This window comes from Bacillus kwashiorkori (assembly GCF_001375515.1).
GTDB classification, from domain to species: Bacteria; Bacillota; Bacilli; order Bacillales; family Caldibacillaceae; genus Bacillus_BK; species Bacillus_BK kwashiorkori.
The window spans coordinates 109,164-127,888 of the sequence record NZ_CTDX01000014.1 but is presented as its reverse complement, the minus strand read 5'-3'; the positions used below and the strand labels follow the sequence as shown (position 1 = coordinate 127,888).

Sequence of the window (18,725 nt, the reverse complement as noted above, 5' to 3'; positions counted from 1 at the left end):
AGAAAAACTTCATTATTTTTTTAACATAGGCATATGAATGCTATGTGTTTTTACTGCTGCCATTGCTTTTTCATAACCAGCATCCGCATGACGGACAATGCCCATTCCTGGATCGGTCGTTAAAACTCGTTCGAGGCGAAGTTCTGCTTCTTTCGTGCCATCCGCAACAATAACCATCCCAGCATGAATGGAGTAACCCATCCCCACTCCACCACCGTGATGAACAGAAACCCAACTTGCTCCGCCTACCGCATTGATTAGGGCATTTAAAATTGGCCAGTCCGCAATTGCATCACTTCCATCCTTCATTGCTTCTGTTTCCCGATTAGGAGAGGCCACTGAACCTGAATCTAAATGATCTCGACCAATAACAATTGGCGCTTTCAATTCACCTGTTCTCACCATATCATTTATAATTTTTCCAAATTTTGCTCTTTCACCATAACCTAACCAACAAATTCGGGCTGGCAACCCTTGAAATTGGATTTTTTCTTGAGCCATTTTAATCCATTTACATAAATGTTCATTATCACTGAACTCCCGTAAAATTACTTCATCCGTTTTATAAATATCTTCTGGATCACCTGACAGTGCAACCCAGCGAAAAGGTCCCTTTCCTTCACAAAATTGTGGCCTTATGTAAGCAGGTACAAATCCTGGAAAATCAAATGCATGCTCTACTCCTTCGTCCTTCGCTACTTGACGAATATTGTTTCCATAATCAAAAGTAACTGCCCCCTTACTTTGCATATCTAACATAGCTTGCACATGAACAGCCATGCTTTCCTTTGCCTTTTTCACATAACTTTCTGGATCACGACTGCGCAGTTCTGCCGCTTCTCGTAATGTAAAACGAGCCGGAATATATCCATTTAACGGGTCATGGGCTGATGTTTGATCTGTTAACACATCTGGGATGAAATTCATTTCAAGCATTTTCGGTAACATTTCTGCAACATTGCCTAATAGTCCAATAGATTTTGCTTCTCCACTTTTCTTTGCTTCGTTCGCCCATTGGATCGCTTCTTCCAAAGATTCAGTGTAAACGTCCAAATACTTCGTTTCTATTCGTCTATCAATTCTTGATTTGTCCACTTCGATTGCAATACAAACACCATCATTCATCGTAACTGCAAGTGGTTGAGCCCCACCCATACCTCCTAGCCCAGCCGTTACCGTTATCGTATGTTTTAACGTACCACCATAATGCTTTCGAGCAAGTTCGGCAAACGTTTCATACGTTCCTTGGACAATTCCTTGACTACCAATATAAATCCAGCTGCCTGCTGTCATTTGTCCATACATTATCAAACCTTTTTTATCAAGTTCATGAAAATGTTCCCATGTTGCCCATTTCGGGACTAAATTGGAATTAGCTATTAAAACTCTTGGTGCATCGACATGGCTTTTAAAAACAGCGACAGGCTTACCCGACTGAATTAACAAAGTCTCGTCATTGTCCAACTCTTTTAGTGTTTTTATAATTGCTTCATAACTTTCCCAATTTCTTGCTGCTTTGCCAATACCACCATAAACAACTAATTCGGCTGGTTTCTCTGCGACATCTTCATGTAAGTTATTTTTTAACATTCGAATTGCTGCTTCCTGTATCCAGCCTTTTGCAGAAAGCTGTGTGCCAACATATTGTTCTCCCTTTGTATCCGTTTTCATTTTTTCCTCCTAAAAATAAATGTATTTGTTTAGCACTATACCAACGTCATTACGATTCAAAAACTTTCTAAAATAATAGTGCCATTTCTTGTGAAAAAATTGGCAGTAAAATTAACATTAACAAAATGTTTAAATTATCTTTATTATAATAAAAAAGGTTGTAACTTTCACGAAATTCACTATAATTATAAAATAATCATTCTCAAATACTGTACATTAATAAGCAATATGGTAAAATTATAGGTATAAAGTCCTATTATTTACAGGCAGTCCAAATAGGAGAGGATGACATGCAAAAAATAAATTTACATCCAATTCGGCGCTTCTTATATTTTTATATCCCGTTGCATATGATGCTGTATTACATCATTCTTTTCGGTGTTTCTGATAGTTTAGGAAAAACGATCATAACGAATATTCTCTCGTTTATCGGTCCTGTAACTAGTGCCTTTTTACTATTTTTTGCTATTCAGAGAACTTCCAGTAAAGAAAAAGTGTTTTGGAAGTTTCTTTTTATTGGAATTTTATTCAGTATTGTTGGTGAATTCTTTTGGTACTACAATAATATCACTCTACTTAAAGAGCCCCCTTTTCCGAGTATTTCTGATGTTTTCTATTTGTTGAATTATAACATAATTTTATGGGCACTAGTTTTTACTGTTTCGTTTTACAATAGAAAAACACGTACGCTCATAACTATATTAGATATATTCATTATTATTACCGTAGTCTTAACGATATGTTGGGAGCTTATTTATAAGCCGTTTTATTTAAGTAGTCATTCATCCTTCCCTGAAATATTTATGATGATTTCCTACCCGTTAACAGAGTTATTAATTTTTTTCGGATTAATACATATAACTTTCTTATTGAACGAACACTTTTTATCTAAAACAACATTAAAACTGTTGCTATATAGCTTTGGCATCTATTTTTTTGTGGAAGTAATCTTTCTTTATTATACCGCTATAGGTTTTCCTTTGACTCAGAAAATAACCGAGCCTCTATGGACATTATTTATGTTCACCATTGGATTTTCTAGTTTATACACTAATCATTCCACCAAAATTAAAGAAAATGAAACACGGTTACAAAAGTTAATGCGTGGCAACTTTTTGCCATTATCTAGTATTGGTGTTTTAATAACTGTCCTAGTTTATAGTATCAAGGATTTTAATATTTTGATGATTGGTGCATTTATCTGTTTTATCCTGCTATTTACTAGACAATTACTGACTTTAAAGGAAAACAAACAGCTTAACCAACTTTTATCTATCGCATTGGATAGTTTAGAACAAAAAAACAAGCAATTAAAGGAGACTGTTTTTCAATTAGAAGAACTAAATAAAATCCGAGAGCATGAGGCTAAGACAGATTTTTTGACAGGGTTATATAATCGTAGATACATAGACGAATTAATTGTACAATTAATTCTTAAAGCAGAAACAGAAAGGTCACCATTTTCCTTACTGATTATTGATGTGGATTTGTTTAAATCGGTGAATGACCGATATGGTCATGATGTTGGTGATGAGGTTTTAATGAAGTTGGCAAAAATTTTCAAAAAATCGATACGGTCTTCCGATATTGTCGGTAGATTTGGTGGTGAGGAATTTGTTATAGTCCTCCCTGATAGCGATTTAGAAGACGGAAAGATATTGGCAGAAAGAATTCGGCATACGATTGCGCAAAACAAAATAGAATGTGCTGGCTATCATATTCCACTAACCGTAAGTATCGGCTGTACTACTTGGTGTAAGAATGATACATTTAACGAACTGTATAAGCGAGTAGATGGTGCCCTGTATGAAGCAAAGCGAAATCGGGACACGATTATCGTTCGCTAATTAGAGGAAAAAGATAAAATAGAGGTGGAGGTCCATTAACGTTCGCTCCACTTCTATTTACGGCGTAAAAGCAAATATGTATAAGGGAAATTCGTATGTTATCTTTCGTGTGAAACCCTCATGGCAATTTATCTTACATATCTTTATCACGTTGTTCTTCTTTCAGAGGTAACAAATGAAAGACATCCGTAACAAAAAGCCGGAACGTATCCTCATTTAAGTCACATCCAGAAGCTTTCGGATGACCGCCTCCGCCAAATTGCCTAGCAAATTCTGCAACATTCACTTTGTCATGAATGGTACGAAAGCCAATTTTCTTACTTCCTACATTAACTAAAGCAATCATATCTAATTGGTCGTTTAATTTATTTAATGCATTCCCTAATTCAGATAAATATTGCTCTGCATGAACTATCCCGATGGAATAATTTTGTATCGGAGCTTTTATTAATTGGTTATTTTTTTTCTTAATATATCGTTCAATTTTCTCTGACTCAATCGCTAACAGCTTTTGTTCCACTTCTGTTAATTGAAACGTACTTTTATTTGCTTGTAACCTTTTTAATAAATCGGTCTCAAAATCTTCTCTACCGAAAATAAAAAATAAATCATTAAGCTGTTTAGCAAGAAGATTATTATTTGCTTCCCATTCCCAAGTATCATATTGGCGAACTAAATCAACAAATTCGGCTAATGCTTTTGTCGGCTGTAACCATCCTTGTTCTATAACAAAGTCGTAAAATAACGAAGTAGCAGATGTTTGTTTCCCATGAACATCAATAGGTACTACTTTTCCCCAATCATACTCATTAAAATACAAAGCAGTAACGTGATGATCAATTACTTGTACATGGTGGCCACGGTTAAATCGTTCCGCCAATTTTCCTTCTACTTCTTTATTCACAGCTAAGTCGGTAATAAATAAGTAGTAAGATTGTTTTTCTTCCTCTTGAATAAACTCTGTAACACGTTCATTCAGATTACGATAAGAACAGTATGCAATTTCTACATTCACACCGAATGCGATCCTTGCGATAATACCACACCCTAAACCATCTAAATCAGTATCGGTAAAAAGTTTTACTTTCAATGATAGACCTCCAGTTATTCACGCATTTTAACTTACTAAGAAGATGACAAGAATTTATTTATAAAATGCTGTAACACAAATTTTAATTGTAAGATGACCATTTTCTATGGCAAATATTCCTTCATAAAAGGGCAGAAGATATAAACTTAGCTTTCGCTTTTGCAAATTTTCCTTTTCGGATAGGCTGTTTGTTGCGTTTGTCGCTATTTGCTATTATACAATTTTTGCTTTAAAAGGGAAAATAAGTTCGCTTTATTCGTTAAGTATGAACTTTTTTCAGAGGCTATTATAGTAGCTGATTATATAAACTTGCTATTGGAATGGGTGTGAACCTCATTTTTGGCAATTTTTACAGGGTGAAGACAAAAAATCAGGAATGTCTAATCATTTCATAGAACATTCCTGACTTCTTCATTACTTTTCTTTCACAGAAATCGCTGTAGCAGTTTTTTTAATCTTCATTTGCTGTAAATCTTCTTCTTTTAATAGTCCTAACGTAATTGCTGCTTGGATCTTTTCACCGTCTGGACGTTTTTCTACTTTAATACAGTCCGTTAAATTTAACTTTTCCAGTTTTTCCACAACTTTTGGCTCATCATATTTTTCCGTTACGCGGACTTGTCGTTGCAGTTGGAAACGATCAAATTGTAAGTCCACCCTCTCATTTCTCCCATAATACTCATCTAAATAATCATTAAAAATTTTTTTCAACATGGACAACTGACGGTCAATTTCCTTCGCTTGTTTACTCAAATAGAAGAATTGCTCAACCAATTCTTCCGTTACTTCTATTTTTTCATGTTTCGCACCCATTACGCTCCCCCTCTATCCTTGTCCTATTACATACATATGATAGTTTGTAGTATATAGAACAAAAGAAGCACTGTATTTTCACGCAAAAAAAGAGCTACCTAAATCGGAAAATGTTCATTTCTCAGGCAGGCAGCTCTTTGAAAACTGGATTATATTGTTATCGGATCAGGCTTTATCACTTTTAAAATGATTTCAAATTGCGTACGTAAAATTTCAAAAATAGATAGCGGATCCTCAAAGCTTTCTGGATTTTCCTTTAATTTCATTAAAGTGGCTTTCGTCTCACTAATTTCTTTTTCCGTATCATTACTTAATTGAATTAATTTTTCATAGGCATCTTCAAAAAAGATATCAACATCCCGTTCAATCCCTTGTTCAATTAAGGTAAATGGTTGCACAAATTGGTGAGCAATAGATTTTACAACTTCTTCATAATTTTCATTTTCTATAAATGACTGATATTTTTTTACTAAAGTTGCTTTATTTTGAGAGAATACGGAAAGGACTCGACCAGTGCTTTTTAAAAATATTTGAGACGGTGTATATCGCAGTAAAATATTTGCTTTTGCTATCTCCACTTTTCTCGTTAACCTATTAATATCCCGTTGCCAGTCGTTTAGTATGTTAAAATCAAACTCTGCTTCTAGTTGGTTTTCTCCAATTAACGAATGGAGGCTATAAGCCATTTCCTCAAAAAACTTTCTGCTTTCTTCTAACTCTTGTTCAGATAACTTCAACCAATCATTCATTCTGCTCTCAAATTCTGGTAAAATGATATTTTCAATAAACTGAGTAATTTTTTCATTCATTTCATCATTTAATTCTTGATTAATTTTAAAAAAATCACGTTCTTCGTCAATGGTTTCAGCCATCGTTTGCAACACTTTCGGTAATCTCTGTATGATTTCATTTTGCATTTCCTCAGCAACTAAATGATATGATTTTTTTATCATTGCGATTTTATCCTTTTGTAGATCGGTTAGTTGATTTTTCGCACCAATGACTCGATGTAATAAATCTTCCTTCTGATTAATCAATTCCAACAGTTGATTTTCGGCTTGTTTTCGTTGCACTAATAAATCTGCAATAATTCTTTTTATAAAAAATACGTATTTTTCGGCTTTATTATATACATCTTTCTTCTTGCTTTCTTGTAGTAGTTTCAATAAGGATTTGCGGTGACTTTCTGTATCAAAATAAGCAAAAATAGTTGCATCTGAATAGTTTACTTCGATATTTTTCTTTCCAATTTCCACCATTTCCCTTTCTCTTTGCTGTTCATATAAATCATCCATATTTACTAAAATAAAATATAACGGAATATGTCCATATTCAGACTTTAGTTTTTCTAATAACTGCCATTCCTCGTTACTTATTGGGTGTTCTTTATATAATAATATCGCGATACCGTCTGAAATATGGAGAAAATCAGCAAAATCATTCATTAATTCTATATTGCCATATAAATCAGGTGTGTCGATTAAAACTAATTCAAACTCTTTTAAGTGTGGATGATTCAATTTCACATCATAACTTGCTGCAGTTGATCTTCGTCTTGCTGCAACAAAACTATGATAATCTGCTACATCTGATATTTCTAAGAATTGATTATCTTTATATTCGGTAATAGAATTTTTTTCTCCATATTGGAACATTGTAACAGCAGATGTCGGTACTTCTGGTAATATATTCCTATTAAACAGGGAATTAACAAAAACTGATTTTTCACTTCCAATCATGGAAATAAGTGTAATATAATTCTTGTTCTCATTTAATATATGGTTGCTTAATCTATTAAGTTGCCCGTTCACTTCTAATCTTTGCTGTTGTTTCCAGCTAATTATTTGTACATATAGTTTCTCTGTTTCTGTATTAATATCGATATAGTTATTTGATTGAAAAATTAACTTTTCTGCTTCCTGCAACATTTCTGGAGCAATAAATTGTGGGATAACTTCATTCCAAGCAAAGATGTTAGCACATGGTAAAATAGCTGTTTCTTTATTGGACAAAAGTAACCAAGTGTTTAAAAATCCAGGAATCACAACTTTCATTTCATTTAATAAATGATTCCCTGACATTAATTCTTTATAAGATTGTGCATATTGGTCGGGCAAATAATTCCATTTTGTGGAACTATCTACTTCTAGGCTTATAAATAAACGGTTAAACCCAACTAACCATGGAAAATAAGCTGCTTCATTTTTGAAATAATTCCATAAAGCAATAACTAATTGTTCAAACAACGATTTATCTAACTTAAAAAGAACTGTTAATACTTCATGAAAATAGTCTGGCTGCATTTCATAAACCTTTTTCTGCTTTACGTATGATTTAATGAGTTCAAACCAATATAACGATTGGGTACGTATCCCCTCTGATATAGCTAAGTTCATAGCACTTTCCCAATCTAGTGTTTTTTCAAAATGTTTTTTGGCGATTTTTGTTACATTGGGATAATCAGGATTTATTGAAACAGCTTTTTTTATCGCTTGTTTTGCCGCATCACTATTGTGTTGTTCGATATACAGTGCGAACAATTGTAATTGGATTTCCATTTGTAATGGTATGGATTCTGTATTAATTTCTGTATATATTTTTTCAGCGGTAGGATAGAGTTCTAGTTCAAAGTATGCATCGCCAATGTTTTTTTGTGCCCAAGGTTTTAACTCATTGTGCACATTTTCCCATTTGTAAATGGCTGCTTCGTAGTCTTTGTTTTGATAATAGACCTCACCTTGCGAAAAACGAATATATGAAGCATCTGGCATTTCTTTTTTTTGTTCTAGTAAAAAAAGTTCCCCTAACGATTGAATCGGATGGTTTTCTTTAAAATCACGGACCAATGATTGATAATATTGTTTAGAAATTAACTTATTCTCTAAGTTCACCTGCATCACCTATTAAAATTTATTTTTCATTACCGCTATTGTATATGAAATATTTTACAAAGTTTGTCGGATTTTGTGGAATTGCTTATTATTTATGAAAATGTGCTTATAGGATAAGGGAATGAAATTTTTAAATATATGCAATTATTGATTTAACTTACTTTTCCTTTTATACCTATTTCATTCTATCAAATAATATTCACGGATTAATTACAATATCCTTTCAGTTTCAAGACAATATAATGCTCTATTCTAAAAAAGCAGCAACTGAATATCCGCAATTTGAGAATGAGAAAACCACATTAAAAAGACTGTCCAAAACTCCTGCTCCAAGTCCATGACGTAATTAGTGACATGGAATACGGAATCAAGCAACTCTCGGACAGCCTTGTTATTATTTCTATGTACATCATTTTTTCTCAAACAAAAGATAGCTGAGTGCACCTGTTATCATCCCTAAAAGCGATCCACCGACCACTTCAATTGGTTGATGTCCCAATCTTTCACGGATGCGAGCAGACTTCCTGTCATGATAATGTCGATCTTTCTGACCTGCTAACCTTTCTACTTCTTCTTCTAACTCATTCAATTTCAGACCTAGCTCCCCAGCTTGACGTCGGACACCTTGTGCATCATACATAACGATAAGACCAAAAACGGTTGATAACGCGAAATCAACTGTTTTTATTCCGCGACTTAAAGCGATATATGTTGCCAATGCTGAAACACCTGCCGAGTGTGAGCTTGGCATCCCTCCTGTCTCAAAGAAGACATTCCAATCCCATTTTCCGGTTGAACGCATCCTTAATGGTATTTTAATAAATTGTGCTAATCCAATGGTAAGCAGTGCTGTTTTCATCGGTTTATTCAAAACGACCACCTCAAACATAGTTTGCTTGAGTAAATCAATGATTATTCATTGCATCTAATTTGGAACTTCTTAACATATTCATCAGGATAATTTTATTATGACTTTGGACGTTTGATTTTTGCTATTTTATTCAATGACCTCCGGAATATTTGATTAAAGACTTCTGAGAAAACAATCCCCATAGCAATTGCACCGGCTATTAGTAAAACTTTAGTAGCTAATTGGATTCCCATATTATAATCATTCACGACAAAATTTCTCATCGTTTCATATGCTAAACCGCCAGGAACTAATGGAATAATTCCAGCAACCGTGAAAATAATAACTGGTGTTTTATATCTTTTGGCAAAAATATGACTAATAATGGAAATAAAAAATGCCGCAACGAAACTAGCTGGAACAGAGTCTATTTGCTGTTCCACCATATAAAAGTAAATCGCCCAGCCAACCATCCCAACAAAACCGCATTGGATTAATGCTTTTTTTGGTACATTAAAAATGACACCAAATCCAGATGTTGCAACAAAACTAGTGAATAGCTGTGCCAACATTAACCGATCAACTCCTTCTTTAACATTGCCATTTTTAAAACATAGCTAAAATTACAGCTATTCCGGAACCGATGGCAAAAGCTGTTAACACAGCTTCTGCTCCTTTTGCGAGGCCGGAAACTAAATGTCCTGCCATTAGATCTCGGATGGCATTTGTAATGAGCAGTCCAGGAACAAGTGGCATGACAGACCCAATAATAATTTTGTCTACTTCTTTACCAAAACCATAATGAACGAAAATACTTGCCAACAACCCTATTATTAGTGAGGCTGAAAACTCAGAGAAAAATTTGACTTGCACGATGCGATCAATATAAAGAAACATAAAAAAGCCAAACCCACCTGCGAATATTGCAGGAACAAAATCATCCCAACTTCCCCGGAACATAATAACAAAACAGGCACTGGCAAGCGCTGCAGCTAACACTTGCAACCAGACGGAATACATTAAGTTTGCTTTTTCGATTGCCTTCAGCTTGTTATATGCCTCTCTTACCGAATATTTTCCAGTACTAATATCTCTAGAAGTACTATTTACAATAGCAATTTTATTTAAATCCGTTCCTCTTTTTAATATTCGAATTACTTTCGTTTTTGTTGGATATTCCCCTTCGAGTGAAAAAACAATTCCTGTTGGCGTGACATAGCTTTCGGCACTATGAACACCGTATGCATTAGCTATTCGAATCATTGTATCTTCTACACGATATGTTTCTGCGCCACTTTCTAACATAATTTTCCCTGCGAGGAGACAAAGCTCACTTATTTCATTATTTTCTTTCACTTCTTTTGTTTCCATTTCTATCTCCCCTCTCCATTCTTATAAAGAACAATCATACTGAAGACAGTGTAATCTATTTCCTACTGTATTTTCAATATGCTTAACAAAAATGATTTTCACGGAGTAAGTATTTATTAATGATAATGGATAAAATCCATTACACTTGATGAATTTGCCCTGTCAGTTTTTGAAAATTATCATATCGTATAGTGGATTTACCTACTAAAAAAAGGAGAGATGCCCAATGTATGCTAACGAGTATTCCCCTTATCAAATGCTAACATATTCTTACTCACCTAGTTATTCGTCCTTTTCAAATACGTATGACTACTCTAGTTATGATATCCGTCAACCAAACTTGGAAAGAAGAGTAAGTCAGTTAGAAAGACAAAACGAAAGACAGACAGAAGAACTGACGAGACAAAACGATGAAATTCGTCGTTTGAATCAAGAAATAACCAGAATCAATGGAGAAATGAGACGTATGAGCCAGGAAATCACTCGATTAAGCCGTGAAAATGAACGTCAAACTAGAAAGTTGCAACGCCTTAATCAAAGATTGCGTATTGTAGAAAATCGACTACAAATACCATTTTCAGCAATTGAAGACGGCTTTTAAATAAAAAATTCTTTATTAATATGTATATAAACCATTCATTTTTACGCACTAATCGTGGATTTGCTTAGCTTATTCATTTTGATTAATAATCGAATTACAGAAAAGGGAGGAAATAATAACGTTTAGCGATAACCATAGTGGTGGCGTTTTTTTTTTGCAAATTGTTGCCAAAACTTCACTTTGAAACTATGACTTTAAACTGTTATAATAATAATCTTGGATCTTACTAGTCTGATTCAAGTCGTGGTTCGAAACCATCCCACGTAAAAAAACTAAGGAGTGATTAGATGAAAACAAAAACTATTGTTGTCAATGGGATCATTGCTGCACTTTATATTGCAATAACAGGTATTATTCAACCGATTGCTTTTTCAAACGTCCAGTTTCGCATCCCAGAAATTTTTAACCATTTAGTAGTCTTTAATAAGAAGTACTTTTTCGGTGTCGTTATCGGAGTGTTTTTTGGTAATTTGTTCTTTTCAAATTTATTACCTTATGATCTTTTCTTCGGTGTTGGACACTCTATCATCACATTAGGATTAACGATTTTTGTAGTTCGATTTATTAAAAACGTATGGGTTAAAATGGCGGTGAATACGTTATTCTTTACTTTCACGATGTTTATCATCGCCTATGAATTAAACCTTGCAATGGGATTTCCATTTTGGGAAACTTGGATGTTAGCAGCAATCGGTGAATTTGTTGTCATGGCTGTTGGAATGCCCATTATTTATTCTATTAACAAACAAGTTAAACTTGATGAGAAAATATAGTAAAGAAAAATGCAGACTCCGTAAAAAAAGAGTCTGTTTTTTTATAAAAAAATCGACAAACTTAACGGCGAATTTTGTATTATTTCCCCGGAAATTGCTAATTTTGACGAAAAAATAGTTTTCTTTTTTCTAAGTTCCGATTAAAATAGATATGAAATTTTTAAAATTTTTCTTATGTTAAAATATTCACTAAGGAGAGGAAAAACGAATGAAGGCATTTTTACAAAGAAAAGGAGTTAGTCTATCTGCAAAAGTGTATGTGATTGACGCCTTAAGTAGTATGGCTTTAGGATTATTCGCCTCACTAATTATCGGGTTAATTATCCAAACGGTTGGCGAACAGGCTAAGTTACCATATTTGGTAGACATGGGATCACTTGCAATGGGTTTTTCGGGCCCAGCAATCGGTGTAGCTGTTGCCTACGGATTAAATGCTCCACCACTCGTCATCTTTTCTGCAATTGTTACCGGAGCAGCTGGAGCAACACTTGGAGGACCTGCCGGAAGCTTTATCGCTGCTCTAATCTCAACAGAAATTGGTAAATTAGTAAGTAAAGAAACAAAGGTTGACATTATTGTAACACCATTCGTTACCATATTCACTGGTTATAGTGCTGCAAAATTGATTGGTCCTGGAATTGATTATTTAATGAGAGGACTTGGCGACTTAATTATGTGGGGGACAGAACAAAAACCGATCTTAATGGGAATCGTTGTAGCTGTTCTAATGGGACTGGCGTTAACTGCACCTATTTCTAGTGCCGCCATTGCCTTCATGCTCGATTTAAATGGTGTTGCAGCAGGAGCAGCAACTATTGGGTGTTCAGCGCAAATGATTGGTTTTGCTATTAGCAGTTTTCGGGAAAACAAGTTTGGTGGGTTGATTGCCCAAGGTCTAGGAACTTCTATGTTGCAAGTCGCAAATATTATTAGAAACCCAAGAATACTCATTCCACCAACAATCGCAGGCGCACTCCTCGCCCCAATAGGTACAACTATCTGGGTTATGGAAAATAATGCCGCTGGTGCTGGCATGGGAACTAGTGGGTTAGTCGGCCAAATTATGACGATTAAAACGATGGGTCTTAGTACAGATGTGTTAGTACAAATCATTATTTTACATATTGTTGGACCAGCTATCATTAGTTTATTAATTTCGGAACTAATGCGTAAAAAGGGCTGGATTAAGTACGGAGACATGCAATTACATACGATGGAAAAGAAATAATAGACTTGGTCAGTTTGCATAAACCGATAGTTTTTAATAATTACATGTGGTAAAACGAATAATTACAAATATCGATAAGCCATTTCAAGTCGGAAATTACCTTGTACAGTGGTAATTATTCGGAAATGGCTTTTTTTCATGTTGTTTAAGTATCCGATTTATATATAAGCCACTTCCACATATTTACGAACTCACCTTAGCTAAAGCAAACTTTCTTATTCCACCATTACTTTCATTTATCACACCTATTTATTTTTTGGCTTTTCCTCACTTTGTTCTTCAATGATGGAATCCACTAATTTCTCCACTACTCTTCTGTACAAACTACTCATATGGACAAGTGAAGTAATTAACAGCGCTTTTTCTAAGTAATTAGCATCTTTGTCACTAGTAAAATGTTCTAATTCTTTTTTCACCGATTCTGCCGTTTTAGGAATTTCATCATAAAAAGAAGACACATTTTTCTTTGTTAGTTCTATATAGCTATTATAGAAAGCATCTAATGTGAATTCTTCTTCTGAAATTTTTTTATTTATTCCAGCTAATACCGCCTTAATATCTTGAATTGATAATGTTCCTTTTAATTGGTAAATTAGACTGATTAATAGAAGGTGTTCCTTCGAGTATTTTTTATTTTTAATCGGGAAGAAAAGTCCTCCTTTTGCATAATTATTAATCATCGTTTTTGTTAATACTTTTTCATTTTCATCTCTTCGTGTACTGTTAAAAACACTTTCAAATAATTGAATTACTTGATCCATATATAAATCAATGTTCGGAATATCATCTAAGGTAATATTTTTTTCTAAGTCTAGTCGCTTCAATATTTGCATAATATTTTCCATCACAAAAACCTCATTTTTTATTTATTGTTACGTATATTTTAAAGGAAAATTTTTTAAATGTAAATGTTGACTACATGGTGGAATGGTTATATTATTATAAGTAGTTATTAAAACTACATTTCGTAGTGAGGGGGATTTTACTTATGGAAACTTATATTCGTGAACCAATCAACGGACTGACACACTTAATCGGAGCCATTCTTTCCTTTGTCGGTTTGCTTGCGATGGTCATTAAAGCATCTGCTAGTGGCTCCACTTTAGCAATTACAGCAGTAATCATTTTTGGAATTAGTATGATTTTACTTTATTCCGCTTCCGCAACTTATCATATGGTAACGGCAAGAGATAGCATTATTGCTTTTTTACGTAAGTTAGATCATTCCATGATTTTTATTTTAATTGCCGGAACTTATGCTCCTTTTTGTTTAATTGCAATGAAAGGAACGGTCGGCTGGATTTTATTTATCTTAATTAACACAATCGCATTAGCTGGTGTTGTTTTTAAAATGGTTTGGTTTCACTGCCCACGTTGGATATCAACGGTTCTCTATATAGCAATGGGCTGGTTAGTAGTTTTCTTTTTTGCCCCTTTATCTAAAGTACTTGATGGCACAGGTGTGTTCTTATTAGTGTTAGGTGGTATATTATATACTGTAGGCGCTGTGATTTATGGAGCAAAACCTAAATTCATTCAATTTAAACGTTGGGGTTTCCACGAAATATTCCATATTTTCATCATGCTCGGTAGCACTGCGCATTTCTTATCCGTATTTTTTTACGTGTTGTAGGGGTATTTGATTCCATGCAAAAAGAAATTGTTCAAATCGCACAACTGATCTAATAATTAATGGTCTGTTTCTTATTTAAGAGCAGGCTTTTTTTGTGGAAGCAACGCGATGATAAGCAATGGAATTGTTTGAGTGAAGCGCTAAAGGAAGATTTCCAAAAGTTGAGGCGAATATGACTAAGCTATAAATAATCTCTTCCTTTCTATATTAGCAATTTTTCTAAAACTGGATTACACTATAAGTATTGTTGAAAGGAGTGAAATAGATGGCAGACCATCATTTTTACTTAAAAGCAAATTGGCCTGGTTTGCGAAACGATGTTGGCGAAATTGATGCAGGAAATTTAAAAACTAAGATTTCTATTCCTCCTGAAATGGACGGACCAGGAATAGGAACAAATCCCGATGAAATGCTGCTTGGGGCCGCAGCAACATGTTATATTATTACACTTGCGGCAATGATGGAAAGATCACACCTCGCGAAAGAAAGTTTAACAATGGAGTCAGAAGGTATCGTGAATGTAACGAACGGGGTATTTACTTATAGGAAAATCATTCATCGGCCGATTATCATCTTAAAAGCAGACGCAAGCGACGATGATGTAAAATTAGCTGAAAACCTCGCAAAAAAAGCTGAAAAATCATGCATGATTAGCCGAGCCATAGAGGGAAACGTTGAACTTGAATTACAGGTTACAATAAAATTAGGAGTCTGACCCCATGTGAAAAGGTCCCCAACTTTGGGGACCTTAGTTTTTCTGTTATTTGCGGATTTTGTGGATTTCATCAGCAACAAATTGGACATTTGTTCCAACTACGACTTGAATGCTGTGTGGTCCAACTTCTTTAATTCCTGGTACGCCTGTAGCTTTAATTTTTTGTTTATCTACTTTTTTCATGTCTTTCACTTCTACTCTTAAACGAGTTACACAGTTATCAACAGAAGTAACGTTAGCGTCTCCGCCTAAACCTTCATAAATTTTTGCTGCCATAACCGCGAATTTCTCTTTTCCTGGTGCTGCAGTAATAGTTTCACTACCAGCTTCGTCATCTTCACGTCCAGGTGTTTTTAAGTTGAATTTCACGATTAAGAAACGGAATAAGAAATAGTAAATAGCAAAGAACACAAGCCCTTGAACAATTAACATATACGGTTGATTTGCTAAAGGTAATCTTGAACTTAAAAAGAAGTCAACGAATCCGGCACTAAATCCAAATCCTGCTGTCCAGTTGAATATTGCAGCGATAGTTAATGAAATACCTGTTAATAACGCATGGACAAAGTAAAGTGCTGGTGCTAAGAACATAAATGAGAACTCAAGTGGTTCAGTTACACCTGTAAAGAATGCTGCAAAACCAGCCGCTAACAATAGAGATGCAGCTTGTTTTTTCTTAGCAGTTTTCGCTGTATGATACATAGCTAGCGCTGCTCCTGGAAGACCAAACATCATAATTGGGAAGAAACCTGCTTGGTACATACCAGTAACACCTTTTTCACCTGTACCAGCCCAGAAGTTACCGATATCATTAATTCCAGCAACGTCAAACCAGAATACCGAGTTCAATGCGTGGTGTAATCCTGTTGGAATTAACAAACGGTTGAAGAAACCATATAAACCTGCACCGACAGCATCCAGTTTCGCAATTCCTTCACCAAAGGCTACTAATGCACCATATACTGGTGGCCATACGAAGAATAAAACAACAGATACTAAAATCATCGAAGCAGAAGTCATTATCGGAACGAGACGCTTACCACTAAAGAATGCCAGCGCATCAGGTAATTTGACTGAATGGAAACGATTATAACACATAGATGCAATAATACCAGATAAAATACCAACAAACGCGTTTCCAATTTTGCCAAATGCTGGGTCAACATTCGCAGCGTCAATTCCTTGAAGCATTGCAACTGTACCAGTAGACAATAAAGTTGTTGTTACTAAGTAAGCAACGAGACCACTTAATGCTGCAGAACCGTCTCGTTCCTTTGCCATCCCGAGGGCTACACCGACAGCAAAAAGAATTGGAATGTTGTCGATGATGGAGCTACCAGCTTTAATTAAAAATGCAGCGATAGGACTACCTTCACCCCAACCTGAAGGGTCAATCCAGTAACCAATACCCATTAAAATTGCGGCGGCTGGTAATACTGCGACAGGCAACATAAGGGAGCGACCAAGTCTTTGTAAATATTTCATTACCATAAATAATTCCTCCAATCATCATTTGGAAATTTTAAAAACAAATAATAGGAAATAAGTCCCAAAAACAGTAAACGAATGACCCTGTACTTTATTTTTCCATCACCTCCTTAAAGAAACTACCTTTTTACAAGGCTCTTTTCTAAAGCAATGTTGTTGTGATTCGTTGAGGCTACATGATTGAAACGGAATTAATCATTGTAAAATGCAATAAAATAGAAAAACAGCCCCTAACCTTAAATCAATCCAATTGCTTTCTTAACCTTTCAATATGAAGCGTGATATATCCTAGCTCTTGCTGTGGCAAGCTAATACCATGAACTAATAACACTTCTCTAGCTACAGATGAAGCACACTGAAACGAAAATGGAAATTTCTTCTTAATCATTTCAATCATTTCTTCATCAAGTGTTCGAATGTCGTATTCATCTACTCTCGTTAACGTAAATCGTAGATGGGTAATTAGACGGTGATAAGCTAAATCATCTTCCTCAACTACAATGTTCACATGTTTTTTAATTGTTTGTACCATATCTTTAATAATTTTTGTTTGACGAATGGTTTCTTGTAAATCGCCTCCTGTTGGTTTCATCGTATGAATATGAAGTGCTATGTAAGCTGCTTCATCTTCTTGCATCTCGATTCCTAGCTGTTCTTTAATATGTTTTATCGCCCATTGACCAACTTCAAATTCTCTTTTATACAGTATTTTAATTTCATTTAATAATTTGTTGCGAAGATGAATTCCTTCTCTTTCCCTTTCAATGGCAAAAGATATATGATCAGTTAGCACAATGTGTATATGTTCATTTAATTTTGTGCCAATATGCTGTTCTGCATAAGAAATAATTTCCTCAGAGATGATAAAATATTCTTCTGGAATCCGGTTTAATAATTGTTGTAACTTGTCGTTTTCTTCCATAACAAAGAGTTTTTCGATTTTATGCACATTAACAATATCATTCTTTCTTTTTTGAAAAGCAACTCCTGGTCCAATGGCTACCTTCTCGACATTGCCATCTTTAACAACAACCGCGTTATTATTTAAAATTTTCGTGATTTTCACAAGTCCTTCACACCTTCAACAAATCCCAACTAATAGTAGTTCCAGAAAAAGTTGAGATACTTTGCATTTTTAGTATGTGCAATTTTATTCAATTTAACAGAAAAAAATCAACAAAAAAGGCATGGGGTACTAAAAGGGATTTCCCCTAATATTACCACCATGCCTGATCGAATCAGTCACATGTGATTCCGTATTCTTACTAAGTTATTTTTATATTAACACTATATTTATAAAAATACAATACTATTTGTTAGCGTTTTCATAACAAAAATTTCAGGAAAATCACTAACTAACCTTTATTCAATAAATGCTTAATAGAATAGAAGGGATGATGGAAGAGCATTCTCGGCCCACTAAAACGCATAATTGACTTAATCTTTTCACGGTATTCTGGTTTATAGCAGTGAATTCTGCAATTGGAGCATGCGGACTTTTCTTCACCAAAACGACATGAAGATAATCTTTTATGGGCGTAATTTTTTAAATCTAAACAGTCTGCACATAACTCTTCTTGGTGGTGTTTTTTTCGGCAGTATATATGTATCATTTCTGCCACAATGGTCTTTTCTTTTTGAACTTTAGGTCCATTATTTAACACTCTTTTAGCCAATTGTTATTCGCCCCCAATTTTTGGTGTATTGTTTTTAAGCGCAATGCTTGTACAATAGTTAGCTAAAAATGCGTTACA

Annotated in this window: 17 protein-coding genes and 1 riboswitch; of the genes, 6 read left to right on the top strand and 11 right to left on the bottom strand. The window is 34.6% G+C overall.

Going from position 1 to position 18,725, the window contains the following annotated elements:
* Positions 1-12: 12 nt before the first annotated feature.
* Positions 13-1,671, bottom strand: a complete 1,659-nt coding sequence (hutU, locus tag BN1242_RS06140; protein ID WP_062352862.1) for a urocanate hydratase — start codon at positions 1,669-1,671, stop codon at positions 13-15.
* A 290-nt stretch (positions 1,672-1,961) separates the two neighbouring features.
* Here hutU and BN1242_RS06135 point away from each other — a divergent pair, with 290 nt between their 5' ends.
* Positions 1,962-3,518: a GGDEF domain-containing protein gene (locus BN1242_RS06135; RefSeq protein WP_062352860.1), complete on the top strand. Its 1,557-nt coding sequence runs from the start codon at positions 1,962-1,964 to the stop codon at positions 3,516-3,518.
* Between the two features lie 133 nt (positions 3,519-3,651).
* Here the strand turns inward: BN1242_RS06135 and BN1242_RS06130 are convergent, their stop codons facing one another.
* The 6 genes from BN1242_RS06130 to BN1242_RS06105 form a co-directional block, all read right to left on the bottom strand.
* Complete coding sequence (locus BN1242_RS06130; protein ID WP_062352858.1) at positions 3,652-4,608, bottom strand: DHH family phosphoesterase; 957 nt, start codon at positions 4,606-4,608, stop codon at positions 3,652-3,654.
* 414 nt (positions 4,609-5,022) lie between these two features.
* Entirely contained in the window at positions 5,023-5,421 is a 399-nt protein-coding gene (locus tag BN1242_RS06125) for a hypothetical protein (RefSeq protein ID WP_062352855.1), read from the bottom strand.
* Positions 5,422-5,570: 149 nt separating this feature from the next.
* Positions 5,571-8,312, bottom strand: coding sequence for a hypothetical protein (locus BN1242_RS06120; RefSeq protein WP_062352852.1), 2,742 nt, complete (start codon positions 8,310-8,312; stop codon positions 5,571-5,573).
* 409 nt (positions 8,313-8,721) lie between these two features.
* Positions 8,722-9,183, bottom strand: coding sequence for a divergent PAP2 family protein (locus BN1242_RS06115; RefSeq protein WP_062352849.1), 462 nt, complete (start codon positions 9,181-9,183; stop codon positions 8,722-8,724).
* A gap of 95 nt (positions 9,184-9,278) precedes the next feature.
* Positions 9,279-9,734 (bottom strand): threonine/serine exporter family protein, encoded by a 456-nt coding sequence (locus tag BN1242_RS06110; RefSeq protein ID WP_062352846.1) that lies wholly within the window; start codon positions 9,732-9,734, stop codon positions 9,279-9,281.
* 34 nt (positions 9,735-9,768) lie between these two features.
* Positions 9,769-10,533: a threonine/serine exporter family protein gene (locus BN1242_RS06105; RefSeq protein WP_062352842.1), complete on the bottom strand. Its 765-nt coding sequence runs from the start codon at positions 10,531-10,533 to the stop codon at positions 9,769-9,771.
* Positions 10,534-10,759: 226 nt separating this feature from the next.
* Between BN1242_RS06105 and BN1242_RS06100 the strand changes: the two genes are divergently transcribed.
* The 3 genes from BN1242_RS06100 to BN1242_RS06090 all read left to right on the top strand — a co-directional run bounded on the left by BN1242_RS06100 (position 10,760) and on the right by BN1242_RS06090 (position 13,135).
* Complete coding sequence (locus tag BN1242_RS06100) at positions 10,760-11,134, top strand: hypothetical protein (protein WP_071435471.1); 375 nt, start codon at positions 10,760-10,762, stop codon at positions 11,132-11,134.
* 237 nt (positions 11,135-11,371) lie between these two features.
* Positions 11,372-11,416: riboswitch (PreQ1 riboswitch) on the top strand.
* A 5-nt stretch (positions 11,417-11,421) separates the two neighbouring features.
* Positions 11,422-11,907: a QueT transporter family protein gene (locus BN1242_RS06095; RefSeq protein WP_062352839.1), complete on the top strand. Its 486-nt coding sequence runs from the start codon at positions 11,422-11,424 to the stop codon at positions 11,905-11,907.
* A 208-nt stretch (positions 11,908-12,115) separates the two neighbouring features.
* Positions 12,116-13,135, top strand: coding sequence for a PTS sugar transporter subunit IIC (locus BN1242_RS06090; RefSeq protein ID WP_062352836.1), 1,020 nt, complete (start codon positions 12,116-12,118; stop codon positions 13,133-13,135).
* Positions 13,136-13,380: 245 nt separating this feature from the next.
* On the opposite strand, the gene BN1242_RS06085 is transcribed toward BN1242_RS06090, so the two are convergent.
* Positions 13,381-13,980 (bottom strand): DUF1836 domain-containing protein, encoded by a 600-nt coding sequence (locus BN1242_RS06085; RefSeq protein WP_062352833.1) that lies wholly within the window; start codon positions 13,978-13,980, stop codon positions 13,381-13,383.
* A 143-nt stretch (positions 13,981-14,123) separates the two neighbouring features.
* Here BN1242_RS06085 and trhA point away from each other — a divergent pair, with 143 nt between their 5' ends.
* Positions 14,124-14,768 (top strand): PAQR family membrane homeostasis protein TrhA, encoded by a 645-nt coding sequence (gene trhA / locus BN1242_RS06080; RefSeq protein ID WP_062352830.1) that lies wholly within the window; start codon positions 14,124-14,126, stop codon positions 14,766-14,768.
* 265 nt (positions 14,769-15,033) lie between these two features.
* A complete protein-coding gene (locus BN1242_RS06075) occupies positions 15,034-15,483 on the top strand; it encodes an OsmC family protein (RefSeq protein WP_062352827.1) in 450 nt (149 codons plus the stop codon).
* A 45-nt stretch (positions 15,484-15,528) separates the two neighbouring features.
* Here BN1242_RS06075 and nagE read toward each other — a convergent pair whose 3' ends face one another.
* The 3 genes from nagE to BN1242_RS06060 form a co-directional block, all read right to left on the bottom strand.
* Complete coding sequence (gene nagE / locus BN1242_RS06070; RefSeq protein ID WP_062352824.1) at positions 15,529-16,974, bottom strand: N-acetylglucosamine-specific PTS transporter subunit IIBC; 1,446 nt, start codon at positions 16,972-16,974, stop codon at positions 15,529-15,531.
* A 238-nt stretch (positions 16,975-17,212) separates the two neighbouring features.
* On the bottom strand, positions 17,213-18,037 hold the full coding sequence (locus tag BN1242_RS06065) for a PRD domain-containing protein (RefSeq protein ID WP_062352821.1): 825 nt from the start codon (positions 18,035-18,037) through the stop codon (positions 17,213-17,215).
* A 289-nt stretch (positions 18,038-18,326) separates the two neighbouring features.
* Positions 18,327-18,647 carry a nitrous oxide-stimulated promoter family protein gene (locus tag BN1242_RS06060; RefSeq protein ID WP_062352818.1) on the bottom strand — a complete coding sequence of 107 codons (321 nt, stop codon included), beginning with the start codon at positions 18,645-18,647 and terminating at the stop codon, positions 18,327-18,329.
* Positions 18,648-18,725: the final 78 nt, after the last annotated feature.